General features: G+C 66.4%; 18 protein-coding genes. 13 read left to right on the forward strand and 5 right to left on the reverse strand.

What is annotated here, in order from left to right:
• The first annotated feature begins 195 nt into the window (after window positions 1-195).
• The 3 genes from A7D27_RS25265 to A7D27_RS25275 are packed head-to-tail and all read left to right on the forward strand — an operon-like array spanning window position 196 to window position 3,752.
• Window positions 196-858, forward strand: coding sequence for a paraquat-inducible protein A (locus tag A7D27_RS25265; protein ID WP_069566492.1), 663 nt, complete (start codon window positions 196-198; stop codon window positions 856-858).
• Window positions 845-1,468, forward strand: a complete 624-nt coding sequence (locus tag A7D27_RS25270) for a paraquat-inducible protein A (RefSeq protein ID WP_069562597.1) — start codon at window positions 845-847, stop codon at window positions 1,466-1,468. Before A7D27_RS25265 ends, A7D27_RS25270 begins: the two co-directional genes overlap by 14 nt.
• Complete coding sequence (locus A7D27_RS25275) at window positions 1,461-3,752, forward strand: PqiB family protein (RefSeq protein WP_069566493.1); 2,292 nt, start codon at window positions 1,461-1,463, stop codon at window positions 3,750-3,752. The genes A7D27_RS25270 and A7D27_RS25275 overlap by 8 nt, the downstream gene beginning before the upstream one ends.
• A gap of 66 nt (window positions 3,753-3,818) precedes the next feature.
• Here the strand turns inward: A7D27_RS25275 and mksF are convergent, their stop codons facing one another.
• The 5 genes from mksF to A7D27_RS25300 all read right to left on the reverse strand — a co-directional run bounded on the left by mksF (window position 3,819) and on the right by A7D27_RS25300 (window position 10,123).
• Window positions 3,819-6,659, reverse strand: a complete 2,841-nt coding sequence (gene mksF / locus A7D27_RS25280; protein ID WP_069562599.1) for an Mks condensin complex protein MksF — start codon at window positions 6,657-6,659, stop codon at window positions 3,819-3,821.
• Complete coding sequence (gene mksE / locus A7D27_RS25285; RefSeq protein WP_069566494.1) at window positions 6,656-7,360, reverse strand: Mks condensin complex protein MksE; 705 nt, start codon at window positions 7,358-7,360, stop codon at window positions 6,656-6,658. The genes mksF and mksE overlap by 4 nt, the downstream gene beginning before the upstream one ends.
• Window positions 7,350-8,597: an Mks condensin complex protein MksB gene (gene mksB / locus A7D27_RS25290; protein ID WP_069562601.1), complete on the reverse strand. Its 1,248-nt coding sequence runs from the start codon at window positions 8,595-8,597 to the stop codon at window positions 7,350-7,352. Before mksB ends, mksE begins: the two co-directional genes overlap by 11 nt.
• 101 nt (window positions 8,598-8,698) lie before the next feature.
• Window positions 8,699-9,304: a hypothetical protein gene (locus A7D27_RS25295; RefSeq protein ID WP_069562643.1), complete on the reverse strand. Its 606-nt coding sequence runs from the start codon at window positions 9,302-9,304 to the stop codon at window positions 8,699-8,701.
• A gap of 147 nt (window positions 9,305-9,451) precedes the next feature.
• Complete coding sequence (locus A7D27_RS25300) at window positions 9,452-10,123, reverse strand: hypothetical protein (protein WP_069566495.1); 672 nt, start codon at window positions 10,121-10,123, stop codon at window positions 9,452-9,454.
• Between the two features lie 311 nt (window positions 10,124-10,434).
• On the opposite strand from A7D27_RS25300, the gene A7D27_RS25305 reads away from it, so the two are divergent.
• From A7D27_RS25305 to A7D27_RS25350, 10 genes are all read left to right on the forward strand, one after another.
• Complete coding sequence (locus A7D27_RS25305; protein WP_069566496.1) at window positions 10,435-11,463, forward strand: DUF6160 family protein; 1,029 nt, start codon at window positions 10,435-10,437, stop codon at window positions 11,461-11,463.
• Window positions 11,464-11,465: 2 nt separating this feature from the next.
• Window positions 11,466-12,488 carry a hypothetical protein gene (locus A7D27_RS25310; protein WP_069566502.1) on the forward strand — a complete coding sequence of 341 codons (1,023 nt, stop codon included), beginning with the start codon at window positions 11,466-11,468 and terminating at the stop codon, window positions 12,486-12,488.
• The gene (locus A7D27_RS25315) at window positions 12,478-13,074 is read left to right on the forward strand and encodes a DUF6160 family protein (protein WP_069566497.1); all 597 of its coding nucleotides are present in this window, start codon (window positions 12,478-12,480) and stop codon (window positions 13,072-13,074) included. The genes A7D27_RS25310 and A7D27_RS25315 overlap by 11 nt, the downstream gene beginning before the upstream one ends.
• 15 nt (window positions 13,075-13,089) lie before the next feature.
• Window positions 13,090-15,411 (forward strand): DUF6160 family protein, encoded by a 2,322-nt coding sequence (locus A7D27_RS25320; protein ID WP_069566498.1) that lies wholly within the window; start codon window positions 13,090-13,092, stop codon window positions 15,409-15,411.
• A gap of 153 nt (window positions 15,412-15,564) precedes the next feature.
• Entirely contained in the window at window positions 15,565-17,115 is a 1,551-nt protein-coding gene (locus A7D27_RS25325; protein WP_069566499.1) for a 2-isopropylmalate synthase, read from the forward strand.
• Window positions 17,112-17,918 (forward strand): energy transducer TonB, encoded by an 807-nt coding sequence (locus tag A7D27_RS25330; RefSeq protein ID WP_069566500.1) that lies wholly within the window; start codon window positions 17,112-17,114, stop codon window positions 17,916-17,918. The genes A7D27_RS25325 and A7D27_RS25330 overlap by 4 nt, the downstream gene beginning before the upstream one ends.
• Window positions 17,915-18,367 (forward strand): ribosomal protein S18-alanine N-acetyltransferase, encoded by a 453-nt coding sequence (gene rimI, locus A7D27_RS25335; RefSeq protein ID WP_044407854.1) that lies wholly within the window; start codon window positions 17,915-17,917, stop codon window positions 18,365-18,367. Before A7D27_RS25330 ends, rimI begins: the two co-directional genes overlap by 4 nt.
• A 114-nt stretch (window positions 18,368-18,481) precedes the next feature.
• Window positions 18,482-19,126, forward strand: a complete 645-nt coding sequence (gene can / locus A7D27_RS25340; protein WP_069562609.1) for a carbonate dehydratase — start codon at window positions 18,482-18,484, stop codon at window positions 19,124-19,126.
• Between the two features lie 3 nt (window positions 19,127-19,129).
• Window positions 19,130-20,038, forward strand: coding sequence for a DMT family transporter (locus A7D27_RS25345; protein WP_069562610.1), 909 nt, complete (start codon window positions 19,130-19,132; stop codon window positions 20,036-20,038).
• Window positions 20,039-20,432: 394 nt separating this feature from the next.
• On the forward strand, window positions 20,433-21,821 hold the full coding sequence (locus A7D27_RS25350; protein ID WP_083265785.1) for an amino acid permease: 1,389 nt from the start codon (window positions 20,433-20,435) through the stop codon (window positions 21,819-21,821).
• Window positions 21,822-22,272 lie beyond the last annotated feature (451 nt).

The following is a 22,272-nucleotide window of genomic DNA, read 5'->3' on the forward strand; positions in this document are numbered from 1 at the left end:
CGGAAGAAAATCGCACTGAACTCCGACGCGCATATAGCCGGCTGAAACGCTGTTGCAGTGCATGAACGCTCCAGGTGCCGACTTTGGAGCAGGGCGAGAAATGAACCCCGCCCGGCCAGATGCAGTCACACTCGGGCAGTCTCTTTTGGCGCTGTGCTCGTCTAGAATAAGCGCGAATCTCCGTGAGCTCCCCGTATGCCTGACTCGGCTGAAGTCCGCCCGTTGTCCGAATACCCCCTGGAGGAATTGCTCGCCTGCCCCGAATGCGACCTGCTGATGCATCGCCAGCACGTCGAAGAGGAGCAGAAAGCCTGCTGCCCCCGTTGTGGCTACGAGTTGATCGTCCACCGTGCGCACATGGAGCGACGGGCCATGGCCCTCGTGCTCACTGCCCTGCTGCTTTTCGTGCCGGCGAACTTCCTGCCGATCATGAAGCTCAACCTGCTCGGACAGACCACCCAGGACACCATCTGGACCGGCGTGCTCGGCCTCTACGACAGCGGCATGCAGGGCGTCGCCGTGCTGGTGTTCCTCTGCAGCATGGTCATCCCGTTCCTCAAGCTCGTCTGCCAATTGCTGGTCCTGCTGTGCATTCGCTGGCGGCGCTACCAGGTGGTGGGCTTGCACCTGTACCGCCTGTATCACCATCTGCGTGAGTGGGGGATGCTCGAGGTCTACCTCATGGGCATCCTCGTCAGCATCGTCAAACTGATCGACCTCGCCGACCTGCACCTCGGCATCGGCCTGGCCTGCTTCATCGGCCTTCTGCTGTCCCAGGTCTGGCTCGAAGTCACCATGTCGCCCCATCAGGTCTGGGACGCGTTGGGCGAGGGAGGGCACGCCAGTGAGAGCGCTTGATGCCGGCATCCTCGTCTGCGGCGAATGCCATCAGCTCAACCGGCCGGCCCCCGATGACGAAGCCCCCAGCTGCACGCGCTGCGGCTCCCGTCTTCACGCCCGCCGGCCCGACAGCCTGGTACGCACCTGGGCCCTGCTGCTGACTGCCACCATCCTCTACATCCCGGCCAACGTGCTGCCGATCATGACGGTCAACTTCTTCGGCAAGGGTTCGCCCTCCACCATCATGGGGGGCGTCATCGAGCTGATCCACGCCGACATGCTGCCCATCGCCCTGGTCGTCTTCACCGCCAGCATCCTCGTGCCCACCTTCAAGCTCGTGGGCATCGCCCTGCTGCTTTACTCCGTACAACGCCACCAACCGATGTCCGCCCGCCAGCGCATCCTCATGTACCGATTCATCGAATGGATCGGCCGCTGGTCCATGCTGGACATCTTCGTGATCGCCATCCTCGTGGCGTTGGTCAATTTCGGGAACCTCGCCAGCATCGAGGCCAACATCGGCGCCGCGGCCTTCGCCAGCGTCGTGGTCCTCACCATGGTGGCGGCAGTGACCTTCGACCCCCGACTCATCTGGGACAACACCGATATGGACGACGAGCATGGCTGACCTGCCCAAGCCCACGAAGAAGAAAACCACCAACTGGTCCGCCATCTGGGTCCTGCCCCTGATAGCGCTCGCGATCGGCCTCTGGCTGGGCTGGAAGTCCATGAACGAAGCCGGGATCAACATCACCATCTACTTCGAGAACGGCGAAGGCATCCAGGTCGGCAAGACCCAGCTCATGTACAAGGGCATCCAGGTTGGCAAGGTCACCGACCTGCATGTCAGCGACGACATCAAGGGCGTGGTCGCCACCGTCGAAGTGCTCAAGGAGGCCGAGCCCTACCTGAGCAAGGAAACCCGCTTCTGGCTGGTCCGCCCCCGCGTCTCCCTCGCTGGCGTCACCGGGCTGGAAACCCTCGTCTCCGGCATCTACATCGCCATCGACCCGGTCAAGGGCGAGCCCGAGCGCAAGTACCACGCCCTCGCCGAACCGCCGCCGCTTTCCGACTCGCTGCCCGGCCTGCACATCACCCTCAAGGCCGAGCGCCTCGGCTCGCTGGAACAGGGCAGCCCCGTCTACTACCGGCAGATCCAGGTCGGCCAGGTGAAGAGCTACCAGCTCGCCGCCGACCAGCGCACCGTCGAGATCAAGGTGCTGGTCGAACAGCCCTACGCCCACCTCGTGCGCAAACACACCCGCTTCTGGAACGCCAGCGGCCTCAACGTCACCGCCGGCCTCTCCGGGGTGAAGATCCGCACCGAATCGCTGCTCAGCATGGCCGCCGGCGGCATCGCCTTCGCCACGCCCGAGAACCGCCAGGACAGCCCGCCCACCGACCCCAGCATCCCCTTCCGCCTGTACGACGGCTTCGAAGCCGCCGAGGCCGGGCTCAAGGTCATGCTGCGCATGGAAGACGTCAGCGGCCTAAACCCCGGCAACACCCCCGTCATGTACAACGGCGTCCAGGTCGGCACCCTCAAGAAGCTCGACATGGACAAGAACTTTGCCGGCGCCACTGCCGAACTGACCATGGAGCCCCGCACCGAAGACTTCCTCGTCGAAGGCACCGAGTTCTGGACGGTCAAACCCTCCATCTCCCTCGCCGGCATCAGCGGCATCGAAGCGCTGGTGAAGGGCAACTACATCGCCGTGCGCTTCGCCAAGAGCGGCACCCCCACCCGCGAATTCACCGCACGGCCCAAGGCTCCGCCGCTCAACACCGACGCCCCCGGCCTGCACCTGGTGCTCACCAGCGACAAGCTCGGCTCCCTCGATGTCGGCAGCCCTATCCTCTACAAGCAGATGCGCGTCGGTAGCATCCAGAGCTACCAGCTCTCCCGCGACCGCCAGCGCGTCGTGGTCGGCGTGCACATCGAGCCCGAGTTCGCCTCCCTGGTGAACGAATCCACCCGCTTCTGGAATGTCAGCGGCGTCAGCATCAAAGGCGGGCTCTCCGGCGTCGAAGTGAAGAGCGAGTCCCTGCAGACCCTGCTCGCCGGCGGCATCGCCTTCGCCACCCCCGACGCCAAGGCCACCCCCGTCACCAAGCCGCGCCGCTTCACCCTCTACGACAACGAGAACCTCGCCCTCGGCAAAGGCACCCTGGTGGAGATCCTCATGCCCCAGGCCGACGGCCTGCGCGAAGGCACCCCGGTCCGCTACAAGGGCCTGGACGTCGGCAGCGTCGAGCGCATCTCCCTGGCGGACGACCTCAGCCGTGTCGTCGTAGTCGCACGCATCACCGAGTCCGCCGAGCGCATCGCCCGCGAAGGCACCCAGTTCTGGGTGGTCAAGCCCGAGCTCGGCCTGGTACGCACCGCCAACCTCGACACCCTGGTCAGCGGCCAGTACCTCGAAGTCCAGCCGTCCATGCGCAAGGGTGCCAGCCAGACGCGCTTCACCGCCCTGACCCAGCCGCCGTCCACCATCGCCCGGGAAGAGGGCCTGCGCGTCACCCTCAGCACCGCCCGCCGGGGTTCCATCAAGCCCGGCGTCGTGGTCAGCTACCGCGAAGTGCCGGTGGGCAAGGTCGAGAGCTTCGAACTCGGCAGCTCCGCCGACCGGGTGCTGATCCACATCCTCATCGAGCCCCGCTACGCACCCCTGGTGCGCAGTGGCACGCGCTTCTGGAATGCCAGCGGCGTCGGCATCGACGCCGGCCTGTTCAAAGGCGTGAAGGTACGCACCGAGTCCCTCGAAGCGCTGCTGGAAGGCGGCATCGCCTTCGCCACCCCGGACAACGCCCAGATGGGCAGCCCGGCCATCCCCGGCCAGACCTTCGCCCTGCACGACGAACTCAACGAAGAGTGGTTGAAATGGGCACCGAAGATCGAACTCGGCAAATGACCCCACCCCGATAACGAAAAGGGCCGCGAAGCGGCCCTTTTTGTTGTCAGCGAAACAGCATCCCGATCAGGCGGGCTCCACCTCGGAGCCCGTCGCCTCAGTGGTAGCCGGGCTGGCCGCCTTCTCGCGGGGCTTGATGAACTTCCAGTCCGCCTCGTCGATGTAGATGCCGTTCGGGCCGCTGCCGCCTTCCAGGTCGATGGCCACATGGGCCGAAACCTGCGGCTTCACCGACGCCAGGATGGGCGTGAAGCCCAACTGCGCGCTGGTCTCGATCAGCGCCTGCTGGTTGCGCTCGTCGATGTCCGCCGCCTCGTCCAGGTAGTAGGGCAGGCGGATGCGCCCGGCCTGCTCGCGGTCCATCAGGTGCAGCAACAGGTACATGTTGGTCAGCGCCTTGATGGTCATGGTCGTACCGTTGGACGCCGCGCCATCGATGTCCGTGTGGATCACCGGCTGGCCATGCACCTTGGTGATCTCGAACGCCAGCTCGAACAGGTCCTTCAGGCCCAACTGGTTGCCGTTGGCCGCCACCAGGCGTGCCAGGTACTCCTTGGCCTCCTCGTTCTTCGCGTCCTGCTCGGCGGACTGGGTCAGGTCGAACACCGACAGCGTCTCGCCTTCCTCGTACTGGCCGGCGCTGTGGATGATCTGATCGATGTGGCGCAGCGCATCCTTGTTCGGCGCCAGCACGATACGGAAGCTCGCCAGGTTCGACACCTGCCGCTTGTTGATCTCGCGGTTGAACAGCGCCAACTGGTGTTCCAGGTTGTCGTAGTCGCTGCGGATGTTGCGCAGGGTCCGGGCGATGTCGGTCACCGCCGCACGGCGGGCCTTGGCCAGGGTCAGCGCCTCGTCCTGGCGGTGGGCGTAGGCGTTGATCAGCAGTTGCAGACGACGCTCGGCATCTTCCTCGCTGTCGAACTTCGCCACACCCTTCAGGCGGACCTGGGCATAGAGCGCGTCGATCTGGCCATCGATGCGTTGCAGCGCCTGCCAGGTGTCCTGGTAGTCGTTGAGCAGCGGCAACAGGTTATCGAGGCTGTCGTCCACCGGGTCGGTGAACGGCGTACCGAAGGGCAGGTCGGCCGGCAGCAGTTGGCGACGACGCAGGGCGTCTTCCAGGGTGCGTTCCTTGGCTTCCAGGTCGGCCAGTTGACGGCCCACCAGCTGCAGCTTGGCGGACAGCTGCTGGACACGCTCGGTGAACGCATCGCTGGAGCGCTTCAGCTCGTCCTGCGAGGCTTCCAGCACCGCCAGCTTCTCCAGCTTGGCGGGCTCCTCGGCGGTCAGGGTCTGGGTCTTGCGGAAGTCCTCCAGGGCCTTCTGCGCATCCAGCACCGCCTGGTACAACTGCTCGGCCTGGGCCTTGCTCGCGGAACGGTCGGCGGCCACGGACTGCTGGGTCTTCAACTGCTTCAGCTCGCGCTCCAGGCGGTCCTTCTGGTCGCGCAGCGCCGCCCGGTCGGCCAGGGCCTGCAGGGCCGGTGGCTCGATGTGGGAAAGGTCCACCTCCAGGCCGGGGGCGATGAAGTGATCGCCCTTGAAGCCATCCAGCACCGCTTCCAGGGTCTTCACCCAGGCATCCGCGTCATCCAGTTGGATGCCTTTCTCGCCCAGTGGCAGGCTGAATAGCTGGCCGTTGAACAGGCGCATCAGGCGATCCACGTCGGCCTGGGAGAACTCCTCGCGCAGGCGCGAGTAGCTGTTGTTGTCGGCATGGTCGAGCTGCTGCTTCACCGCCTTCAGGCGCTTCTCCAGATCGCGCACGCGCTCGTCCAGGTCCTCGGTGGAGAACTGGCGGGACTGCGCCAGCGCACCGGCCAGCTCGTCGTGGGCGTCCTTCGCGGCCAGCAGTTGCTGCTCCAGCACCTTGGCGTCTTCCACCAGCGCAAAGCGGTTCTTCAGAACCGCCAGCTCACCCAGCCAGCGCTGGGTCTCGGTGATCTCGCGCTCCAGGCGCATCAGCTCGGTGGTGCCACCGCGCTGCTCGTTCTGCAGGCCGTCCTGCTCGCTGCGGTAGTGCTCGGCCTGGATCACCAGCTCCTCGCGGCGCGCACCCGAGTAGTCGTGCCAGGTGCCCAGCAGCGAGTCCAGCAGGGGCGACAGGCGATGCAGCTTGCCGCGCAGGATCTCGCGCTGGGTCACGCCGTTGGCCAGCGCCTCCACCAGCGGGCCGGCAGCCACCAGCGCCTGGTAGTCCTGCTCCATGCGGCGCACATCGCGGAAGGCCTCTTCGGTGGCCGCGATGTAGTCCACGCTGCCCGAGCGCAGGCTGTGCTCGAACGCATCGAGGAACAGCTGCTTGAGCTTGGCCGCAGTGATCTCGCGCATGTGCAGCAGGTTGATGAACAGCGCGCGGAAGGTCTTCAGGCTGTGCTCGCTGGTGGAGCGCAGCGGGATCAGCGTCAGGTCCAGCGGGATCGAGGTATGCCCGCCCACCAGCAGACGGCGCAGCTCATCGGGCTTCAGCTCGTAGGCCTTGATGCCCTCGCGCTCCAGGTTGGCGAACAGCTCGCGCTGGCGCAGGCAGGTGCCGTTCTTCTGGTAGTGGTCCAGGTCCAGGCTGCCCTGGTAGGCGAAGAACTGGTGACCGAAACCGCCGCCCGGGCCGCGACCGGCCACGCCGATCACGTGCGGGCCGTGGGGCAGGGACACTTCCACGAGGATGTAGCTGGTGTCGGTGGCGAAGTAGAACTTGCGCGACTGCTCCAGGCTGTACTTGCCGAAGCTCATGTCCGACATGCGCGCCAGGATGGGGAACTGCAGTGCGTTGATCGACGCGGACTTGCCCAGGTTGTTGGCGCCGTAGACCGACAGCGGGTTCTCCAGCGGGAACAGGCCCAGGCTGTAGCCGGCGGTGTTCAGCAGGGCGAAGCGGCGGATGCCGTAGCGTTCCTGGCTCATGCGTCGATCTCCTGTGCAGCGCGCTCTTCGGCCATGGCGCGGGCCAGGGCGTCTTCTTCGGACTCATCCACAGGACTTTCCTGCGGATCGAGGCTGACGATGGGCTCGTCGCCGTCGTCGTCCATCAGCACCGGCGCCTGCAGCGGCAGGTCGGTACTGTGCAGGCTGGCCGCCAGGTCGCGGTCGTGCTGGACCGACAGGCACACATCGAGGAAGCGGTGCATCGGCGGCAGGAAGCGGTACACACCGTTGCTGTCCTCGGCGAAACCCAACTGGGTGAGGCGGCGGATGATCTTCTCCTCCAGCTCCTCGTGGGTGGTCACCTCGGCCTGCAGGAACAGATCGCGGTACTTGTCCAGCAGGGCCGGCAGCTCGTCACGGCCGATGCTGCCGCCGTCGAGCACTGCCAGCGGGTCGCGGCCCTGGTCGGCCAGGTGCTCCACCAGGATGAAGGTGAACAGCGCCAGGCGCTGCGCCGTCTTGTTCACCTGCGCGCCCATCTGCTCAGGCACGAAGTAGTAGAAGCCGCGCGGGTCGCACACCAGCTCGAAGCCCAGGGCCTTGAACAGCGCCCGGTACTGGTCCTGCATGGTGGACAGCTGGGCGTAGCACTCCGGCTCGCTGCGGGAGAGGTGATAGCCCTTGAACAGCTCGCGGAAGATCGCCTGGAGCTGGGTCATTTCGGAAAGATCAAGTTGCATGGTTTTCGCTCTTGATGAGGGCGAAGGAGCTCAGGCTGACCTGATGCTCGGCGGTGAGGTAGTCGCGGCGCTCGAGGCGTTCGCGCTGGAAGCGGCCATCCCGCGACAGGCGGGAGAACCAGTACAGCAATTCGTCGGTGGCGCCGTCCGGCTCCTGCTCCAGCAGCCAGGCCATCAGGTCCGGCAGCGGCAGGGCCTGCTCGCAGCGCTCGATCATCTCCCGTGCCGTGCGCGGGGCCTTGGGCGGCGCGCCCTTGCGGCCGGCACCGGCCTTGGGGAAGTGCGCCGGCTTGGGCTCGAAGCGCGCCAGGGCGTAGACGTAGGCCTCCACCTGCGATGCGCTGCCGAGGAAGGTGCTCTGCGGCCGGGTGAACAGCGGCATCGCCGCCTGGGGCACCCCGTCCAGGCCCTTCTTGCGGATCACCGAGAGCGCCAGGGCCGCGCCACGGGTTACGGCGTTGTGCCGGCGCGCTTCCTCGCGCAGCGGCAGCAGCAGCTCGCGGGCCTTGCGCAGGGTCAACTGGGCGGTGGTCTGCATCTCCAGGATGCGCGCATGGGTGCGCAGCAGCAGGTCATCGTCCACCAGTTGACCCAGGCGCTGCTGCTCACCGAGCAGCTTGAGCAGCACCTGTTCCACACGGCGCACGCCCTGCTCGAAGGCGCCATCGGCGGACACCAGTTGGATCATCGGCTCGACGTACTCGTCCCAGGTCGCCAGCACTTCTGCATAGCGCTGGCGCAGCGGAATCTGCCGGTCGCTGGTCTTGGCCCGCTCGGCCACGCCCACCAGCGCCTGCTCGTCGTTGTCGAGCTTCTTCAGCACGTCACGCACACGCATGTCCAAGAGGCGCAGCTGGCGTGCCAGGTCGTTGCCGTCGCGGATCTCGAAGGCTTCCTGGATGTGCCCGGCCAGGCGCTCCAGGTGGCGCAGGTAGGCCTCGATCTCCAGGCACAGGCCGAGGCGGTGCTCGCGGCGCAGGTAGGCGAGGAAGTCGTGGATCTGGGCGTTCAGCTCGAAGCGGTTGGGGCTCTTGGCCACCGGCACCAGGATATCCAGGCGGATCCACTGGTCGAGCAACGCGGTGATATCGGTGGGCGTGCCCGCCGGCAACTGGGCGCCGACCTGCATGCGCAGCTCGGACAGGCTCAGGGTGCCCGTATCGAAGCGCTCGCACAGCGGCTCCAGCAGCGACCAGTGTTCGGCGAGGGCGCGCAAGACGCGCTTGGGTTCGATCATCGTGGGAGACGGTCCCTGCCAGGAAAAAGGGTGCGATTGTACTGCATGAGGGGGGCGACGAATCAGCCCGAAGCGATCAAAGGATCGCGTGCCGCACCCGGTCAGGCGTGGCGGAAGAGTCCGATCAGGTGGTCCGCGATGGCGGCCTTGATGGTGTTGACCTCCAACTGCGACAGGTGGCCCAGGCGCGAGATATCGACGCGGTGCAGGTGCAGCGACGGCATGCGCGCCTCGTACTCGCGCAGGTCCCCCTTGGCCAGCACCGGCAGGAAGTGGTCGTGCTTGGCCTGGTAGCGCTGGATCAGCAGCTTCAGGCCTTCCTGGAAGGGCACCTCGCGGGAGGCGGCCAGGCGATGCTCGCCGGGGATCTTCAGGTACAGACCGGTGTGGCCCATGGTCTCGCCAGGGAGGATGTGGATGCCCGTGGGCTGCACCGCCTCCGGCGGGATTTCGTGGAAGGTGTCATGCCAGGCCTGCTCGTCGGGCAGGATGGCGATGCTGCCGTGGGCCTCCTCCGGCACCACGAAGCTGTAGTTGCTGTAGAGCTTCTTCACGTAGCTGGAATAGACGCACAGGCGGTTCTCGAAGCGCAGCAGGAAGTCGATGGCCTGCTGGCGGTCGGTGATGGCGTCGAGGTCCCAGGCCAGGTCGTTCTGGTTCTTCAGTTCGTCCCAGCGGGCGTCGGCGTGATCCGGGTCTGTGGTCATGAGGGAGAGGAGGGCAGCCATGGCAGGGTGGGAGCAGAAAACATGCCAGGCCATGAAGGCACGGCCTGGCACGGCCTGGGGCGATTCTACGCCCCCGGCCCCCCTCCTGCGCCAGTCGCAAACTGACGCAGTGCGTCACCTGGGCGATCAGGGCACCAACGTCACCGGGACCGAGGCGCCGTTGGGGTAGGTGCTGTTGAAGGATTCGAAGGTGGTGCAGAAGGCGTGCTGATCGATGTAGTACTGAAAGTTTGGTGCGCCATCCCATACGACTACTGCGTAGTCGTAGTAGGCCGTACCGTTCTTTGTTGATGTCCAGGTTTTGGTTAGCGGCAGATAAATGCCCCCAATATTCAAACCCTGAAGATCTTCAGTGGAGGTGAGCGTCAGGTTGCATAGCTCATCCATCTCGGGAATCGGTGGGTTGTTGAAGCTCTTGGTTATTTTGGCAATCCCCAGGTTGGTTATCCCTGAAAGACCGGCACTGACAGATCCTATCGCCGGCCTCTCCGACGAATAGCCCATCATCACCATGTTGAAGCTGCTCGTATCGATGGGCTCATCGTTGTAAGGGCTGTAGTTGAATGCGTCATAGGCGATGATCTTTCCAACAGTCAGCGTACCGCTGGGTGCGTTCGTTAGGGCCAATGCTTGGCGCCCGAACAGCTTCGCCCGAGGCTTTGTCGGCACGATCTCCCCGGTTTCGCCTTTCATGAAGCTGACATGGCGCTCCAGTTCGCTTTGGGAGTCAGTAGCCATCGCCATAAGCGAGAAGCCTAGAGAAAAGAAAGCGATTGGAAGAGTTTGGGCTTTTAGCATCGCAACGGCTCCTTGTTGGTTTGGAGCCGGCAGTTGAACAGGTACCCCTGTGCTCGCCCAGCTATCCAAAGACGGGTGAACGCCGAGGGCGGATAGCGGTGGCGCATCACCAGTCCGAAGCCAGGGCGGCAAGCCCGGGTGTGGATTTGTGTAACAACCGCAACGGCCGTTGGGTACGGGGCCCATGCAATTCCGCCCTTTTCCCGCCTATGGGTCGGGCCTAACTGGCGGGGGCGCCCCTATAGTGGCAACACGGAACCGCGCCGCCCCCAGAGCGGCCCCGGATAACAAGAAAAGTGAGGGAACCCGCCATGCGTCCGTCTCGCAGTCCCTTCAGGGACACTGTCTTCCTGCTCGCCGCCAGTGTGCTGGCCACCGCTGCCCAGGCCCAGATGCAAGCCCTGGATGACGCCGAACTCTCGACCATCACCGGCCAGGCCTTCATCAACCTGACCACCGATGCCAACGCCGGCATCAACTACACCCGCGTCAACTTCGGGGTGGACGTCGACACCCAGCTCAACATCAAGAAGCTCCAGCTCGGCCAGTACGATCGCGCCGGTGAGGCGGCCGGCTCGTCGGACATCCTGATCAACAATTTCGCCCTCGGCACCGTCAATGCCGACAACACCATCAACCCCTTCAAGGTCTCCAACCCCTTCGTCGAGTTCGCCTACTCGGGCAACAAGGTGGTGGGGGTGCGCATCGGCTTTGGCGAGGCCAAGGGGATTCTCTCGGGCGACATCCAGAGCCTGACCGGGAATATTCCCGTGCATATCAAAGGTTCGGCCAGGGCGATTTATGCCAATGCCAGCGCAGGGCAGCAATTCCTTTTAGGATTGGGGGGTATCTATGAAACCAGTACGCTGGAGGCTGACGCGAACCTGGTCGACAGCTCTGGCAGGGCGGACCCTACAAGGTCATCCAGTGCGGGGGTGGTCAACGGCGACGGCCTGAAGTGCACCAGCGGCTGCTTTCCGGTGGTATCTGATCTCGCGCTTGCCATCATTCGCTCCAACAATTGCGGCATCTTGGGTATCCAGACCTGCTTCAACCTCTCCCAGTTCCAGTCCCTGCCCGTGGGCAACACCAGCAACATGGCAGGCATGGAGGGCGCTGCGAAGGGTTTCTTCATCTCCCTGCAGACCCAGGATGTGGCCTGGCGCGACATGGACAGCAACGCCTTCATGACCGCCCTCAAGGGCGCCTTCCTGAATATGCCCAAGTACCGGGACGCCAACGGCAACCTGGTGTCGCCGATCAACATCGACTTCAACCAGGCGTTCAACGGCATCCCCCGCCAGGACACCTGCCTCGGCTCCGCCACCAAGGGGTGCTGACCATGCGCACCCTGGCCCTGTTGTCGTGTCTGCTGCCGGCCCTGGCAAACGCCGAGATGCAGGCCATGGACGATTCCGAGCTGTCCGCCGTGGACGGCGCCGGCATCGGCTTCGTGCTGGACAAGGTGATGCTCGATGCCAGCGGCGCCATCATCACCCTCAATGACATCACCAACGGCAGCGGGCAGAACGTGCCCATCGCCGTGAAAGAGTTCTACCTAGGGGCCACCGGGAGCAACAACGGCACCAACCTCAACCCGGTGACCATCGGCCGGCTCGACCACCCCTTCACCCTCAACTTCGCCCGGGGCGAGTCGATGCGCACCCTCAACGATGCCGGGCAGTGGGTGCAGACCACCCCCAGCGGCATCTCGGTGCTGGAGTTCACCTTCCCCGAGCGCCTCACCAGCGGCGGGTCGGCCTGCATCAGCGGCTACAGCACCGGCGGCAACACCTGCTCCAGCCGGGCCAGCGAGAAGGTCGACCTGGGCATCCGCTTCGACTTCCAGGTCGCCGCCGGGCGCACCGACGTCATCAACCTCGACATCGCCGAACTGGCCATGGACGGTTCCTACCTGCGCCTCTGGGGCGACAAGGTGAAGAACCAGATGGTCGGCGAACTGCGCCTGAACGTCTTCGCCAAGAGCATCCAGCTCATGTCCTGCGCCGCCGGCACCATCAACTGCACCACCGCCCAACAGCAGCGCGACCGCACGCTCTTCATGAGCGGCGCCTACGCCACCGTGGCGCTGGGCTACGGCAAGAGCCAGCCGCTGCTGTTCGACGTCAGCAGCAACGGCCAGTTCGTGCTGGAGCTGCAGAACCCCACCGCCTCCGGCACCACCGCCGCGCAGAAGCAGGCCCTGGCCGACGACTTCTACGCCAACGCCCCGCGCACCAGCATCATCATCAACAACCTCAAGTCCGGCACCGGCAACCCCGCCACCGGCGGCTACAACTTCGGCTACAACGAGATCGGCGGCCTCAGCATCAACTACCTGAAGGTGACCAGCCATGACCTCTAGGACCCGTCTGCTCACCCTGGCCCTGCTGCTCGCCAGCGCCGGCGCCCAGGCTGAACTCAAGCCCCTGGACGACGCCGACCTCAGCGCCACCAGCGGCCAGGGCGGGGTCTACCTCTCCGGCGAGTTCAGCATCAACAAGGCCGGCGGCGTCCTGTGGAACACCCCCGCCGGCAACAACCCCGCGCAGTGGGCGGTCAACGAACGCAGTTGCGCCACCGCCGGTGCCAGCACCCCCGAAGCCTGCGGCATGCGCGTCGCCATCCGCACCGAAGCCAACGGTGGCTGGTACGTGCTGGACAACCTCAAGGGCGTGTTCAGCTTCGAGGGCCTGACCCTGCGCACTCGCGTCATCGACGACGCCAGCGCCGGCTTCAACCAGGACGTGATCGAACTGGGCCTGCCCAACAACGTGCGCTTCAAGGACGGCAGCTTCGCCTTCGCCGTCGCCAACCAGGGCGGCTGGCGCAACAAGGCCGGCACCGTCGCCAACGGCGGCGACCCCACCTACCAGCAGACCAACATCTTTTCCGCCCGGATCGACGGCAGCATCCGCATGCAAGGCAGCGTGCTGGTGTTCCCCAAATAGAAGAAGGAGCAGGCGATGCGTGCAGTGGCGTTGTTCGCGGTCCTCCTCAGCCCCCTGGCCCAGGCCATGCAGGCGCTGGACGACTCCGCGCTCTCCGATGTCAGCGGCCGGGACGGCATCACCCTGGAAACCACCACCGGCACCTGGTCCGCCAGCTCCATCAGCTACCAGGAGGACGGCCAGAGCCTCAACCTCAAGGGCGTCAGCAACCAGCCCCGCACCGGCGCCACCACCACCTCCACCACCCAGGTGGACGTCACCGGCGGCCGCCTGCAGGTGCAGCACCAGGGCGGTGCCCGGGTCATGAACGTCAACAGCGTCGAAATGGGCGGCAGCCCCCGCAGCTTCGGCGGCCTGCGCGCCTTCTACACCCTCGGCGGCGTGCTCAAGCTCAAGGGCGGGGGCGCCAGCGGCGTCACCGGCATCTCGGTGGACGACAGCCGCCTGTCGCTCTCCGACGTCACCTTCTACTACCGCGACAACGGCTACGACCTGGTGGTGAAGGGCATGAGCCTGGACGCCTACCTGAACAACGCCTACCTCGACATCGTCAGCGGCGGCGACGGCCAGGCCGTCAAGCTCGACCTCGGCAACTCGCGCTTCGTCGCCGCCATCGGCGGCATCGGGCTCGACCTGGCCAGCGGCGACCCCACGGCCAGCCCCGTCACCCCGGATGCCCCCGACCTGCGCGGCCCCGGCGCCGACAAGAGCTTCGGCAAGCTCAACATGGACCTGCGCCTGGGCGGCACCGTCAGCGTCTCCAGCGGCGGCGCCAGCGGCTCCGGCCTGCGGGTGCGCACCGACGTCAGCATCAGCAACAGCCTGTTCCAGTACCAGGACGAAGGCATCCTCCGCGCCGAGAACTTCTCCGGCACCCTGCGCAGCCTCAACGGCCTCACCCTCGACCTGGTGCAGGACGCCAACGGCAGCTTCGTCCAGATCGCCTTCGCCGACCTCAAGCTCAACGCCACCCTCGGCGGGCTGATCCTCGGCAACCCCACCAACCAGAAGCTCGGCAGCCTCGGCATCGACCTCAACTTCGTCGACGACGGCAGCCGCCGCAACAGCATCGCCCTGCGCCCCGGCGGCGACCCCAACTCCGGGCTGGCCGGCCTCACCGCCGACCTCAACTGGAACATGGCCAACAGCGCGGTCTCGCTCACCGATAACGGCAACAGCATGTGGTTCAGCGGCCTGCGCACCTACGGCAGCGGCCAGCTCACCCTCGACATCACCCGCAGTTGCGCCGGCGGCGGCGCCACCGGGTGCTACGCCGGCACCCAGAGCGACATGAGCAAGGGCAACTACAACGGCCACTTCGACGGCCTGCGCCTGGGGCTCAACAACCTCAAGGGCAGCTACAGCTTCGACGGCCTGCGAGTCGGCAGCGCCAACGCCCCCCTGCAGGGCGGCACCGAGTTGCTGGTGCTGATGGAGATCTTCCCGGCCTACGACTTCACCCTCAACGGCCAGATCACCCTCAAGCCCGGCGGCCTGGTGGGCGACGGCATCGGCTACAACGCCGACTTCGTGGTCAGCGACGCCCGCGCCGCCATCACCGTCGACGAAACCGGCAAGGGCCTGTGGCTGTCCGGCACCCGCTACGACATGCACTTCCGCGACGGCACCGTGGACGTCACCCACAACGGCGTCGAACTGCGCAAGGGCACCTACTGGTCCAACCTCGACGTCTCCGACCTGCGCTGGGGCGACCGCGCCACCGGCGCCAGCCTTGGCCGGCTGGTGCTCAAGCGCTACGAACAGGGCTCCACCCTCGCCCTCAGCTCCGGCGGGGCCGGCGCCCTCTGCGTGGGCGGCAGCGGCGCCACCGCCAGCGCCTGTTCCGCCAGCGGCGGCCGCTGGGAAGACCGGGGCAACGAAGGCGTCTCGGTCAAGCTGAAGAACGTCTTCGTCCGCGACACCACCATCGACAGCTCCGTCAACGGCGTCGCCACCGACGAGAAGCGCAACCAGATCATCCTCGAGACCGACCGCGTCAACGGCGTGAACGGCAGCGGCGCCCAACTGGTTGTGGATAACTTCCACACCTCCGACGGCGACCCCAAGGACCCCAACGCCAACACCTACGGCTTCAACGCCGACCTCAACCTCGACGTCGCGCCCACCAAGGTCTGCACCAAGAACGGCAGCAGTTGCACCCCCGTCACCCCCGACCCGCTGGGCTTCGCGGTGAACGGGCGCGTCCACTTCAAGGAAGTGGACATCGACCGCGTCCAGCACGTACACCCCACCGGCGGGGCCGTCACCTCCATGTACGGCGTCAAGCTGCAGAACGCCGACATCCGCGCCAACCTCACCGCCACGCCCATCAACTGAGCCTGTACGGCGGCGCCCCTGTGCGCCGCCCGCGCCTTCCCGCCCCGCGCGTTTCGCGCCACAATCCGCCATCCGTCGTCGCGGCCACGAGCCGCGGCGTCATTAGCCAGCGCTCGGCCGCACCCCCGGCGGGACAAGAGGAGAGTGACCACAATGAACAACAACGATCGCGTCATCATTTTCGACACCACCCTGCGTGACGGCGAGCAAAGCCCCGGCGCCTCCATGACCCGGGAAGAGAAACTGCGCATCGCCAAGGCCCTCGAGCGCCTGCGGGTGGACGTGATCGAAGCCGGCTTCGCCATCGCCAGCCCCGGCGACTTCGAAGCGGTCAAGGCCATCGCCGACAGCATCAAGGACAGCACCGTGTGCAGCCTGGCCCGCGCCGTCGAAGCCGACATCGAGCGCGCCGCCGAAGCCCTCAAGGGCGCCAATGCCGGGCGTATCCACACCTTCATCGCCACCAGCCCCATCCACATGCAGTACAAGCTGCGCATGCAGCCGGACCAGGTGGTGGAGCAGGCCGTGCGCGCCGTGCGCCATGCCCGCAACCTCTGCGCCGACGTGGAATTCTCCTGCGAGGACGCCGGCCGCTCCGAGCTCGACTTCCTCTGCCGCATCATCGAAGCCGCCATCGACGCCGGTGCCCGCACCATCAACATCCCCGACACCGTCGGCTACGCCATCCCGCACCAGTACGCCGAGACCATCCGCCAGTTGCTGGCGCGCATCCCCAACGCCGACAAGGCCGTGTTCTCCGTGCACTGCCACAACGACCTGGGCCTGGCCGTCGCCAACTCCCTGGCCGCCGTCGCCGCCGGAGCCCGCCAGGTGGAATGCACCATCAACGGCCTCGGCGAGCGTGCCGGCAACGCCGCGCTGGAAGAGATCGTCATGGCCATCAAGACCCGCGCCGACGTCCTCGGGGTGCACACCGGCATCGACACCCCGCACATCCTCAGCACCTCGCGCCTGGTCTCCAGCATCACCGGCTTCCCGGTGCAGCCGAACAAGGCCATCGTCGGCGCCAACGCCTTCGCCCACGAGTCCGGCATCCACCAGGACGGCGTGCTCAAGCACCGCGAAACCTACGAGATCATGTCCGCCCAGTCGGTGGGCTGGCACACCAACAAGCTCTCCCTCGGCAAGCTCTCCGGCCGCAACGCCTTCCGCACCCGCCTGGAAGAGCTGGGCATCCACCTGCCCGGCGAGACCGAACTGAACGAAGCCTTCGCCCGCTTCAAGGCCCTGGCCGACAAGAAGCACGAGATCTTCGACGAAGACCTCCAGGCCCTGGTCTCCGACACCCTCGGCGAAGAAGCCCCCGAGCACTTCCGCCTGGCCTTCCTCGAAGTCACCTCGAGCACCGGGCAGATCCCCGAAGCCCGCGTGGTGCTCAGCATCGACGGCCAGGACCACGAAGCCCGCGCCCAGGGCTCCGGCCCGGTGGACGCCGCCTTCAAGGCCATCGAAAGCCTGGCCCGCTCCAGCGCCAGCCTGCAGCTCTACTCCGTCAACGCCATCACCCAGGGCACCGATTCCCAGGGCGAAGTGACCGTGCGCCTGGAAAAAGCCGGACGAATCGTCAACGGCAACGGCGCCGATACGGATATAGTGCTCGCCTCCGCCAAGGCCTATCTCAACGCGCTGAACCTCATGCAGGCCGGCGTACGCAAAGCCCATCCACAGGTAGCTGACGTTTGATCCCAGAGCTTCGCCGCCGCGCATACCTCGACGCCATGCAGGTCGCCACCTGGCTGCCGCGCACGGCGCTGCCCTTCGCCGCCCCCTCGCGCCCCGAACTGCTGGTGCTGCCCGAGCCCCTGCCCACGCCGGAACCGGTCCGCCCCGCGCGCCCGGAACCGGCGGCCGCAGCCGTCGTGGCCGAACGCACCCAAGCCCCGGCAGCGCCCCGGCCGAAGATCGAGGTGCCGCGCCCGGGCAGCACCCCCCGCGTGGCCGTGCCCGAGCCGGCGGCGGAGCCCGAGGCCGACGCACCCCAGCCGGTGAAGGCCGCCCCGGTGGCCCCGCCGCGCTTCGCCCTCCAGTTGCTGCGGGCCGGTGCCTGCCTGCTGCTGGTGGAACTGCCCACCGGGGAAGGCTTCCAGAGCCGCGACCCGGCCTACCTGCTGCTCAAGGACCTGCTGCGCGCCGCCGGCCTGCCAGATGCGCCCCAGCTCATCGGCGAGCCGATCCGCTGGCCGCTGCTGGCCCGCGGCAACATGGACCAGGGCCCCGACGCCGCCCGCGACTTCCTCCAGGGCTTCCTCGCTGCCCGCCTGGAAGAAGGCCCGGCCTGCGCCTGCCTCTGGCTGGTGGGGCTGCCCGCCGTGCGCTTTGCCGGCGAAGCCGACGCCGAGGCCTTTGGCCGCGAACTGCAGATCGAAGGGCTCTGTGCCGCCTGGGCCGTACCCGGCCTGGAGCTGCTGATGGACGAACCGCACCGCAAGGCGGACCTCTGGCGCGCCATGCGCCGGGTCATGCGCCGCTGGAACAACGCTGAATGACCGATGCCGTAACCTTCCGCCCCATGACCGAGGCGGACCTCGACGCCGTACTCAAGATCGAATACGCCGCCTTCAGCCACCCCTGGACGCGCGGCATCTTCGCCGACGGCATCAAGTCCTATGACTGCTGGCTGATGTTCGAAGGCTCCCAGCAGGTCGGCCACGGCGTGATCAACGTGATCATCGACGAAGCGCACCTGCTCAACATCACCGTCAAGCCGGAAAGCCAGGGGCGCGGCCTCGGCCTGCGCCTGCTGGAGCACCTGATGGACCGCGCCCGCGCGCTCAACGCCCGCGAATGCTTCCTCGAAGTGCGCGCCAGCAACGAATCGGCCTACCGCCTCTACGAGCGCTACGGCTTCAACGAAGTCGGCCGCCGCCGTGGCTACTACCCCGCCGTTGGTGGCCGTGAAGACGCCCTCGTCATGGCCTGCACCCTGCTCGACTGACCGCGCGCCCAGCCTTCCCAGCCGCCACGCCCCCGGGCCGGCCGACCCGGCATCCAGCCTTGTCAAAGCCGGCCCCCCTCCGTAAGGTGCGCCGGCCAACGGAGGAAAAGCACCATGAGCGACCTGCAGCAGCTGCTGGACAACAACGCCCGCTGGGCTGAACGCATCAAGGAAGACGACCCCCAGTTCTTCGAGAAACTGGCCAAGCAGCAAGCGCCCGAATACCTGTGGATCGGTTGCTCCGACGCCCGCGTACCGGCCAACGAGATCGTCGGCATGTTGCCCGGCGACCTGTTCGTCCACCGCAATGTCGCCAACGTCGTCCTGCACACCGACCTCAACTGCCTGTCGGTCGTCCAGTACGCCGTGGACGTCCTGCGGGTGAAGCACATCCTCGTCACCGGCCACTACGGCTGCGGCGGTGTGCGCGCCGCCATGCAGGATGCCCAGTTCGGCCTGATCGACGGCTGGCTGCGCAGCATCCGCGACCTCTATTACGAACACCGCGACCACATCGCCCAGTTCCCCACCGACGAAGCGCGGGTCGACCGCCTCTGCGAGCTGAACGTCATGCAGCAGGTGGCCAACGTCAGCCACACCACCATCGTCCAGAACGCCTGGCACCGCGGCCAGTCGCTGTCCGTTCACGGCTGCATCTACGGCATCAAGGACGGCCTCTGGAAAGACCTCAACGTCACCGTCAGCGGCATCGACCAGCTACCGCCGCAGTACCGCCTGCGCCCCCAGGGCGCGCGCTGACCCATGAACCGCACACACGCCCCGGCGCTCGCCTGGGCCGGCCTGGTACTGGCCAGCGCCTGCTGGGCCGGCAACGCCCTGGTGGCCCGCGCCTTCCATGACGACATCCCGCCCTTCGCCCTGACCTTCTGGCGCTGGAGCGTCGCCCTGGTGCTGCTCCTGCCCTTCATCGCCAAGCCCCTGTGGCAGCACCGTGCCGCCCTGCGCCGCGCCGGCTGGCGCCTGCTGGTGGTGGCCGCGCTGGGCATCTGCACCTTCAGCGTGCTGATGTACTTCGCCGCACGCACCACCGTGGCCATCAACCTCACCCTGCTCAACACCTGCCTGCCCCTGGCCACCTTCATCGGCGCCGGGGTGCTGCTGGGGGAATGGCCGGCCCGACGCGCCTGGGGTGGCATGGCCGTCGCCATCCTCGGCCTGCTGGTGCTGATCGGCCAGGGCAGCCTGGCCACCCTGGCCGGCCTGCGCTTCAACCCCGGCGACCTGATCATGCTGCTCGGCGTGCTCGACTGGGCGCTCTACACCCTGCTGCAACGGCGCTGGGCCGCCTGGTTCCAGGGCATCCCCCCGCTGGTGTTCCTCGGCGCACTGATCCTCTGCGGCGTGCCCATGCTGCTGCCGCTGTACCTGCTGGAGATCGCCAGCGGCCAGGGCTTCGCCCCCAGCCCGGCCAACCTCGCCGCCATCGGCTACACCGGCACCTTCGCCTCGCTGATCGCCTACCTGCTGTGGAACCGGGGCATCGCCGTGCTCGGCGTGGCCAAGGTATCGCTGACCAACTACCTCATGCCGGTGTTCACCGCGCTGCTGGGCTACCTGGTGCTCGGCGAGTCCCTGCAGGCCTACCACTGGCTCGGCGGCGCCATGATCTTCGCCGGCCTCTTGCTCGGCACCCGCCCCAAGCTGCGCTGACCCGCGCGCCGGCCTGCGACACCACAACGCAGGCCGGCCAGGGGTTTTCTGGTGAAACGGCCAGGAATCGCGGCTTCCCCGTCGTTCACAGGTCAGAACGGGCGTGCCAGCCGCTCTATTCCTGCCAATTGGTCGTATCGAAGACATTTTCACTGCGCTGTATAGTCCGCGCAGCAGATTCAGCTGTTTTAACCCGGAAGCCGATTAGCAAGTTGCCCCCCGGCACACCCCCCTATACAACAGCCGGCCGTCCGAACCGGACTGACAGGCACGCCCTGTGGTCACGGACGTCCTCTGCTCCCGCCCGCCCCAACCGGGCCCGCGGGAAACGAGAGCGCCCGCCGGGTTACCCCCTGGCGGGTGTCAGCCCTTTTACAAAAATAAGAGGTTCTTCATGTCCAGCAGCGATCAACTGCAACGCGGTTTGGGTGAACGACACATACGGCTCATGGCGCTTGGCGCCTGCATCGGTGTCGGTCTGTTCCTGGGATCGGCCAAGGCCATCCAGATGGCCGGCCCCGCCATCATGCTCTCCTACATCATCGGCGGCCTCGCCATCCTGGTGATCATGCGCGCCCTCGGCGAGATGGCCGTACACAACCCCGTGGCCGGCTCCTTCAGCCGCTACGCCCAGGATTACCTCGGCCCGCTGGCGGGCTTTCTCACCGGCTGGAACTACTGGTTCCTCTGGCTGGTGACCTGCGTCGCCGAGATCACCGCCGTCGCCATCTACATGCAGATGTGGTTCCCCGACGTGGACCGCTGGATCTGGGCCCTGCTGGCCCTGGCGAGCATGGGCGCCATCAACCTCATCACCGTGCGCGCCTTCGGCGAGTTCGAGTTCTGGTTCGCCCTGATCAAGATCGTCACCATCATCGCCCTGGTGGTGGCCGGCGCCGGCATGATCCTCTTCGGGATCGGCAACGGCGGCATCGCCACCGGCATCAGCAACCTCTGGACCCACGGCGGCTTCATGCCCAACGGCGTGCAGGGCGTGCTCATGTCCCTGCAGATGGTCATGTTCGCCTACCTCGGCGTAGAGATGATCGGCCTCACCGCCGGTGAAGCGCGCAACCCGCAGAAGACCATCCCCGACGCCATCAACTCCGTGTTCTGGCGCATCCTGCTGTTCTACGTCGGCGCGCTGTTCGTGATCATGTCCATCTACCCGTGGAACGAGATCGGCACCCAGGGCAGCCCCTTCGTCATGACCTTCGAGCGCCTCGGCATCAAGACCGCCGCCGGCATCATCAACTTCGTGGTCATCACCGCCGCCCTCAGCTCCTGCAACGGCGGCATCTTCAGCACCGGCCGCATGCTCTACAGCCTCGCCCAGCACGGCCAGGCCCCGCGCGCCTTCGGCCGCACCTCCGGCAATGGCGTCCCGCGCAACGCCCTGCTGCTGTCCATCTTCGCCCTGCTGCTGGGCGTGCTGCTGAACTACCTGGTGCCGGAGAAGGTGTTCGTCTGGGTCACCTCTATCGCCACCTTCGGCGCCATCTGGACCTGGGCCATGATCCTGCTCGCCCAGATGAAGTTCCGCCGCAGCCTCAGCCCCGCCGAACAGGGCAAGCTGCAGTTCAGGATGTGGCTGTTCCCCATCAGCTCCTACCTCGCCCTGGCCTTCCTGGTCCTGGTGGTGGCGCTCATGGCCTTCTTCGAAGACACCCGCATCGCCCTCTACATCGGCCCGGCCTTCCTCGTACTGCTGACCGTGCTGTTCAAGGTATTCAAACTCGGCAACCAACCCGACGCCCACCTGACCAGCAACCCCGCCTCCTGACGGCACCCCCACAAACACCCCGCCCTGGCGGGGTGTTTTTGTTTGCCGTCACCCAAAGCGTGCCCCGTAGGATGCGGTGAGCTCAGCGAACCGCATCAATTCCCTCCCGATCCCAGGGCACATGCCCTGTAGGGTGGGCCGGGCGGCGTTCCGCTTCAGCCCACCAGCGGCAGACAGCGTGGGCTGAAGCCCACCCTACGGCCCATGACGCACCCCGTGGGAGCGAATTCATTCGCGATGCTTTTCTCCACCACTGGCATCTGACGCGACATCGCCGGTGGATCGATAAAGCGCGATCCACCCTACGGGGTGTGCCTGTACGAATGGCAGTGGGCCGGCACGTTGTCACTCGTAGCCCGGGCTTCAGCCCGGGAACGGCGCTGACCGACCATTCCCGCCCCATCGCGAACGAACCCGCCCCCACAAACCGGCACATCGCCTCTCGGGGCGT

Origin of the sequence: Pseudomonas sp. 1D4 (assembly GCF_001728925.1) — a bacterium.
GTDB classification, from domain to species: domain Bacteria; phylum Pseudomonadota; class Gammaproteobacteria; order Pseudomonadales; family Pseudomonadaceae; genus Metapseudomonas; species Metapseudomonas otitidis.

Coding starts and splice junctions, on each gene's coding strand:
- A7D27_RS25305 (WP_069566496.1), top strand. CDS start 10,435: ATGCGTCCGTCTCGCAGTCCCTTCAGGGACACTGTCTTCCTGCTCGCC.
- A7D27_RS25275 (WP_069566493.1), top strand. CDS start 1,461: ATGGCTGACCTGCCCAAGCCCACGAAGAAGAAAACCACCAACTGGTCC.
- A7D27_RS25325 (WP_069566499.1), top strand. CDS start 15,565: ATGAACAACAACGATCGCGTCATCATTTTCGACACCACCCTGCGTGAC.
- A7D27_RS25310 (WP_069566502.1), top strand. CDS start 11,466: ATGCGCACCCTGGCCCTGTTGTCGTGTCTGCTGCCGGCCCTGGCAAAC.
- can (WP_069562609.1), top strand. CDS start 18,482: ATGAGCGACCTGCAGCAGCTGCTGGACAACAACGCCCGCTGGGCTGAA.
- A7D27_RS25320 (WP_069566498.1), top strand. CDS start 13,090: ATGCGTGCAGTGGCGTTGTTCGCGGTCCTCCTCAGCCCCCTGGCCCAG.
- A7D27_RS25315 (WP_069566497.1), top strand. CDS start 12,478: ATGACCTCTAGGACCCGTCTGCTCACCCTGGCCCTGCTGCTCGCCAGC.
- A7D27_RS25350 (WP_083265785.1), top strand. CDS start 20,433: ATGTCCAGCAGCGATCAACTGCAACGCGGTTTGGGTGAACGACACATA.
- mksE (WP_069566494.1), bottom strand. CDS start 7,360: ATGCAACTTGATCTTTCCGAAATGACCCAGCTCCAGGCGATCTTCCGC.
- A7D27_RS25265 (WP_069566492.1), top strand. CDS start 196: ATGCCTGACTCGGCTGAAGTCCGCCCGTTGTCCGAATACCCCCTGGAG.
- mksF (WP_069562599.1), bottom strand. CDS start 6,659: ATGAGCCAGGAACGCTACGGCATCCGCCGCTTCGCCCTGCTGAACACC.
- rimI (WP_044407854.1), top strand. CDS start 17,915: ATGACCGATGCCGTAACCTTCCGCCCCATGACCGAGGCGGACCTCGAC.
- A7D27_RS25300 (WP_069566495.1), bottom strand. CDS start 10,123: ATGCTAAAAGCCCAAACTCTTCCAATCGCTTTCTTTTCTCTAGGCTTC.
- mksB (WP_069562601.1), bottom strand. CDS start 8,597: ATGATCGAACCCAAGCGCGTCTTGCGCGCCCTCGCCGAACACTGGTCG.
- A7D27_RS25295 (WP_069562643.1), bottom strand. CDS start 9,304: ATGACCACAGACCCGGATCACGCCGACGCCCGCTGGGACGAACTGAAG.
- A7D27_RS25345 (WP_069562610.1), top strand. CDS start 19,130: ATGAACCGCACACACGCCCCGGCGCTCGCCTGGGCCGGCCTGGTACTG.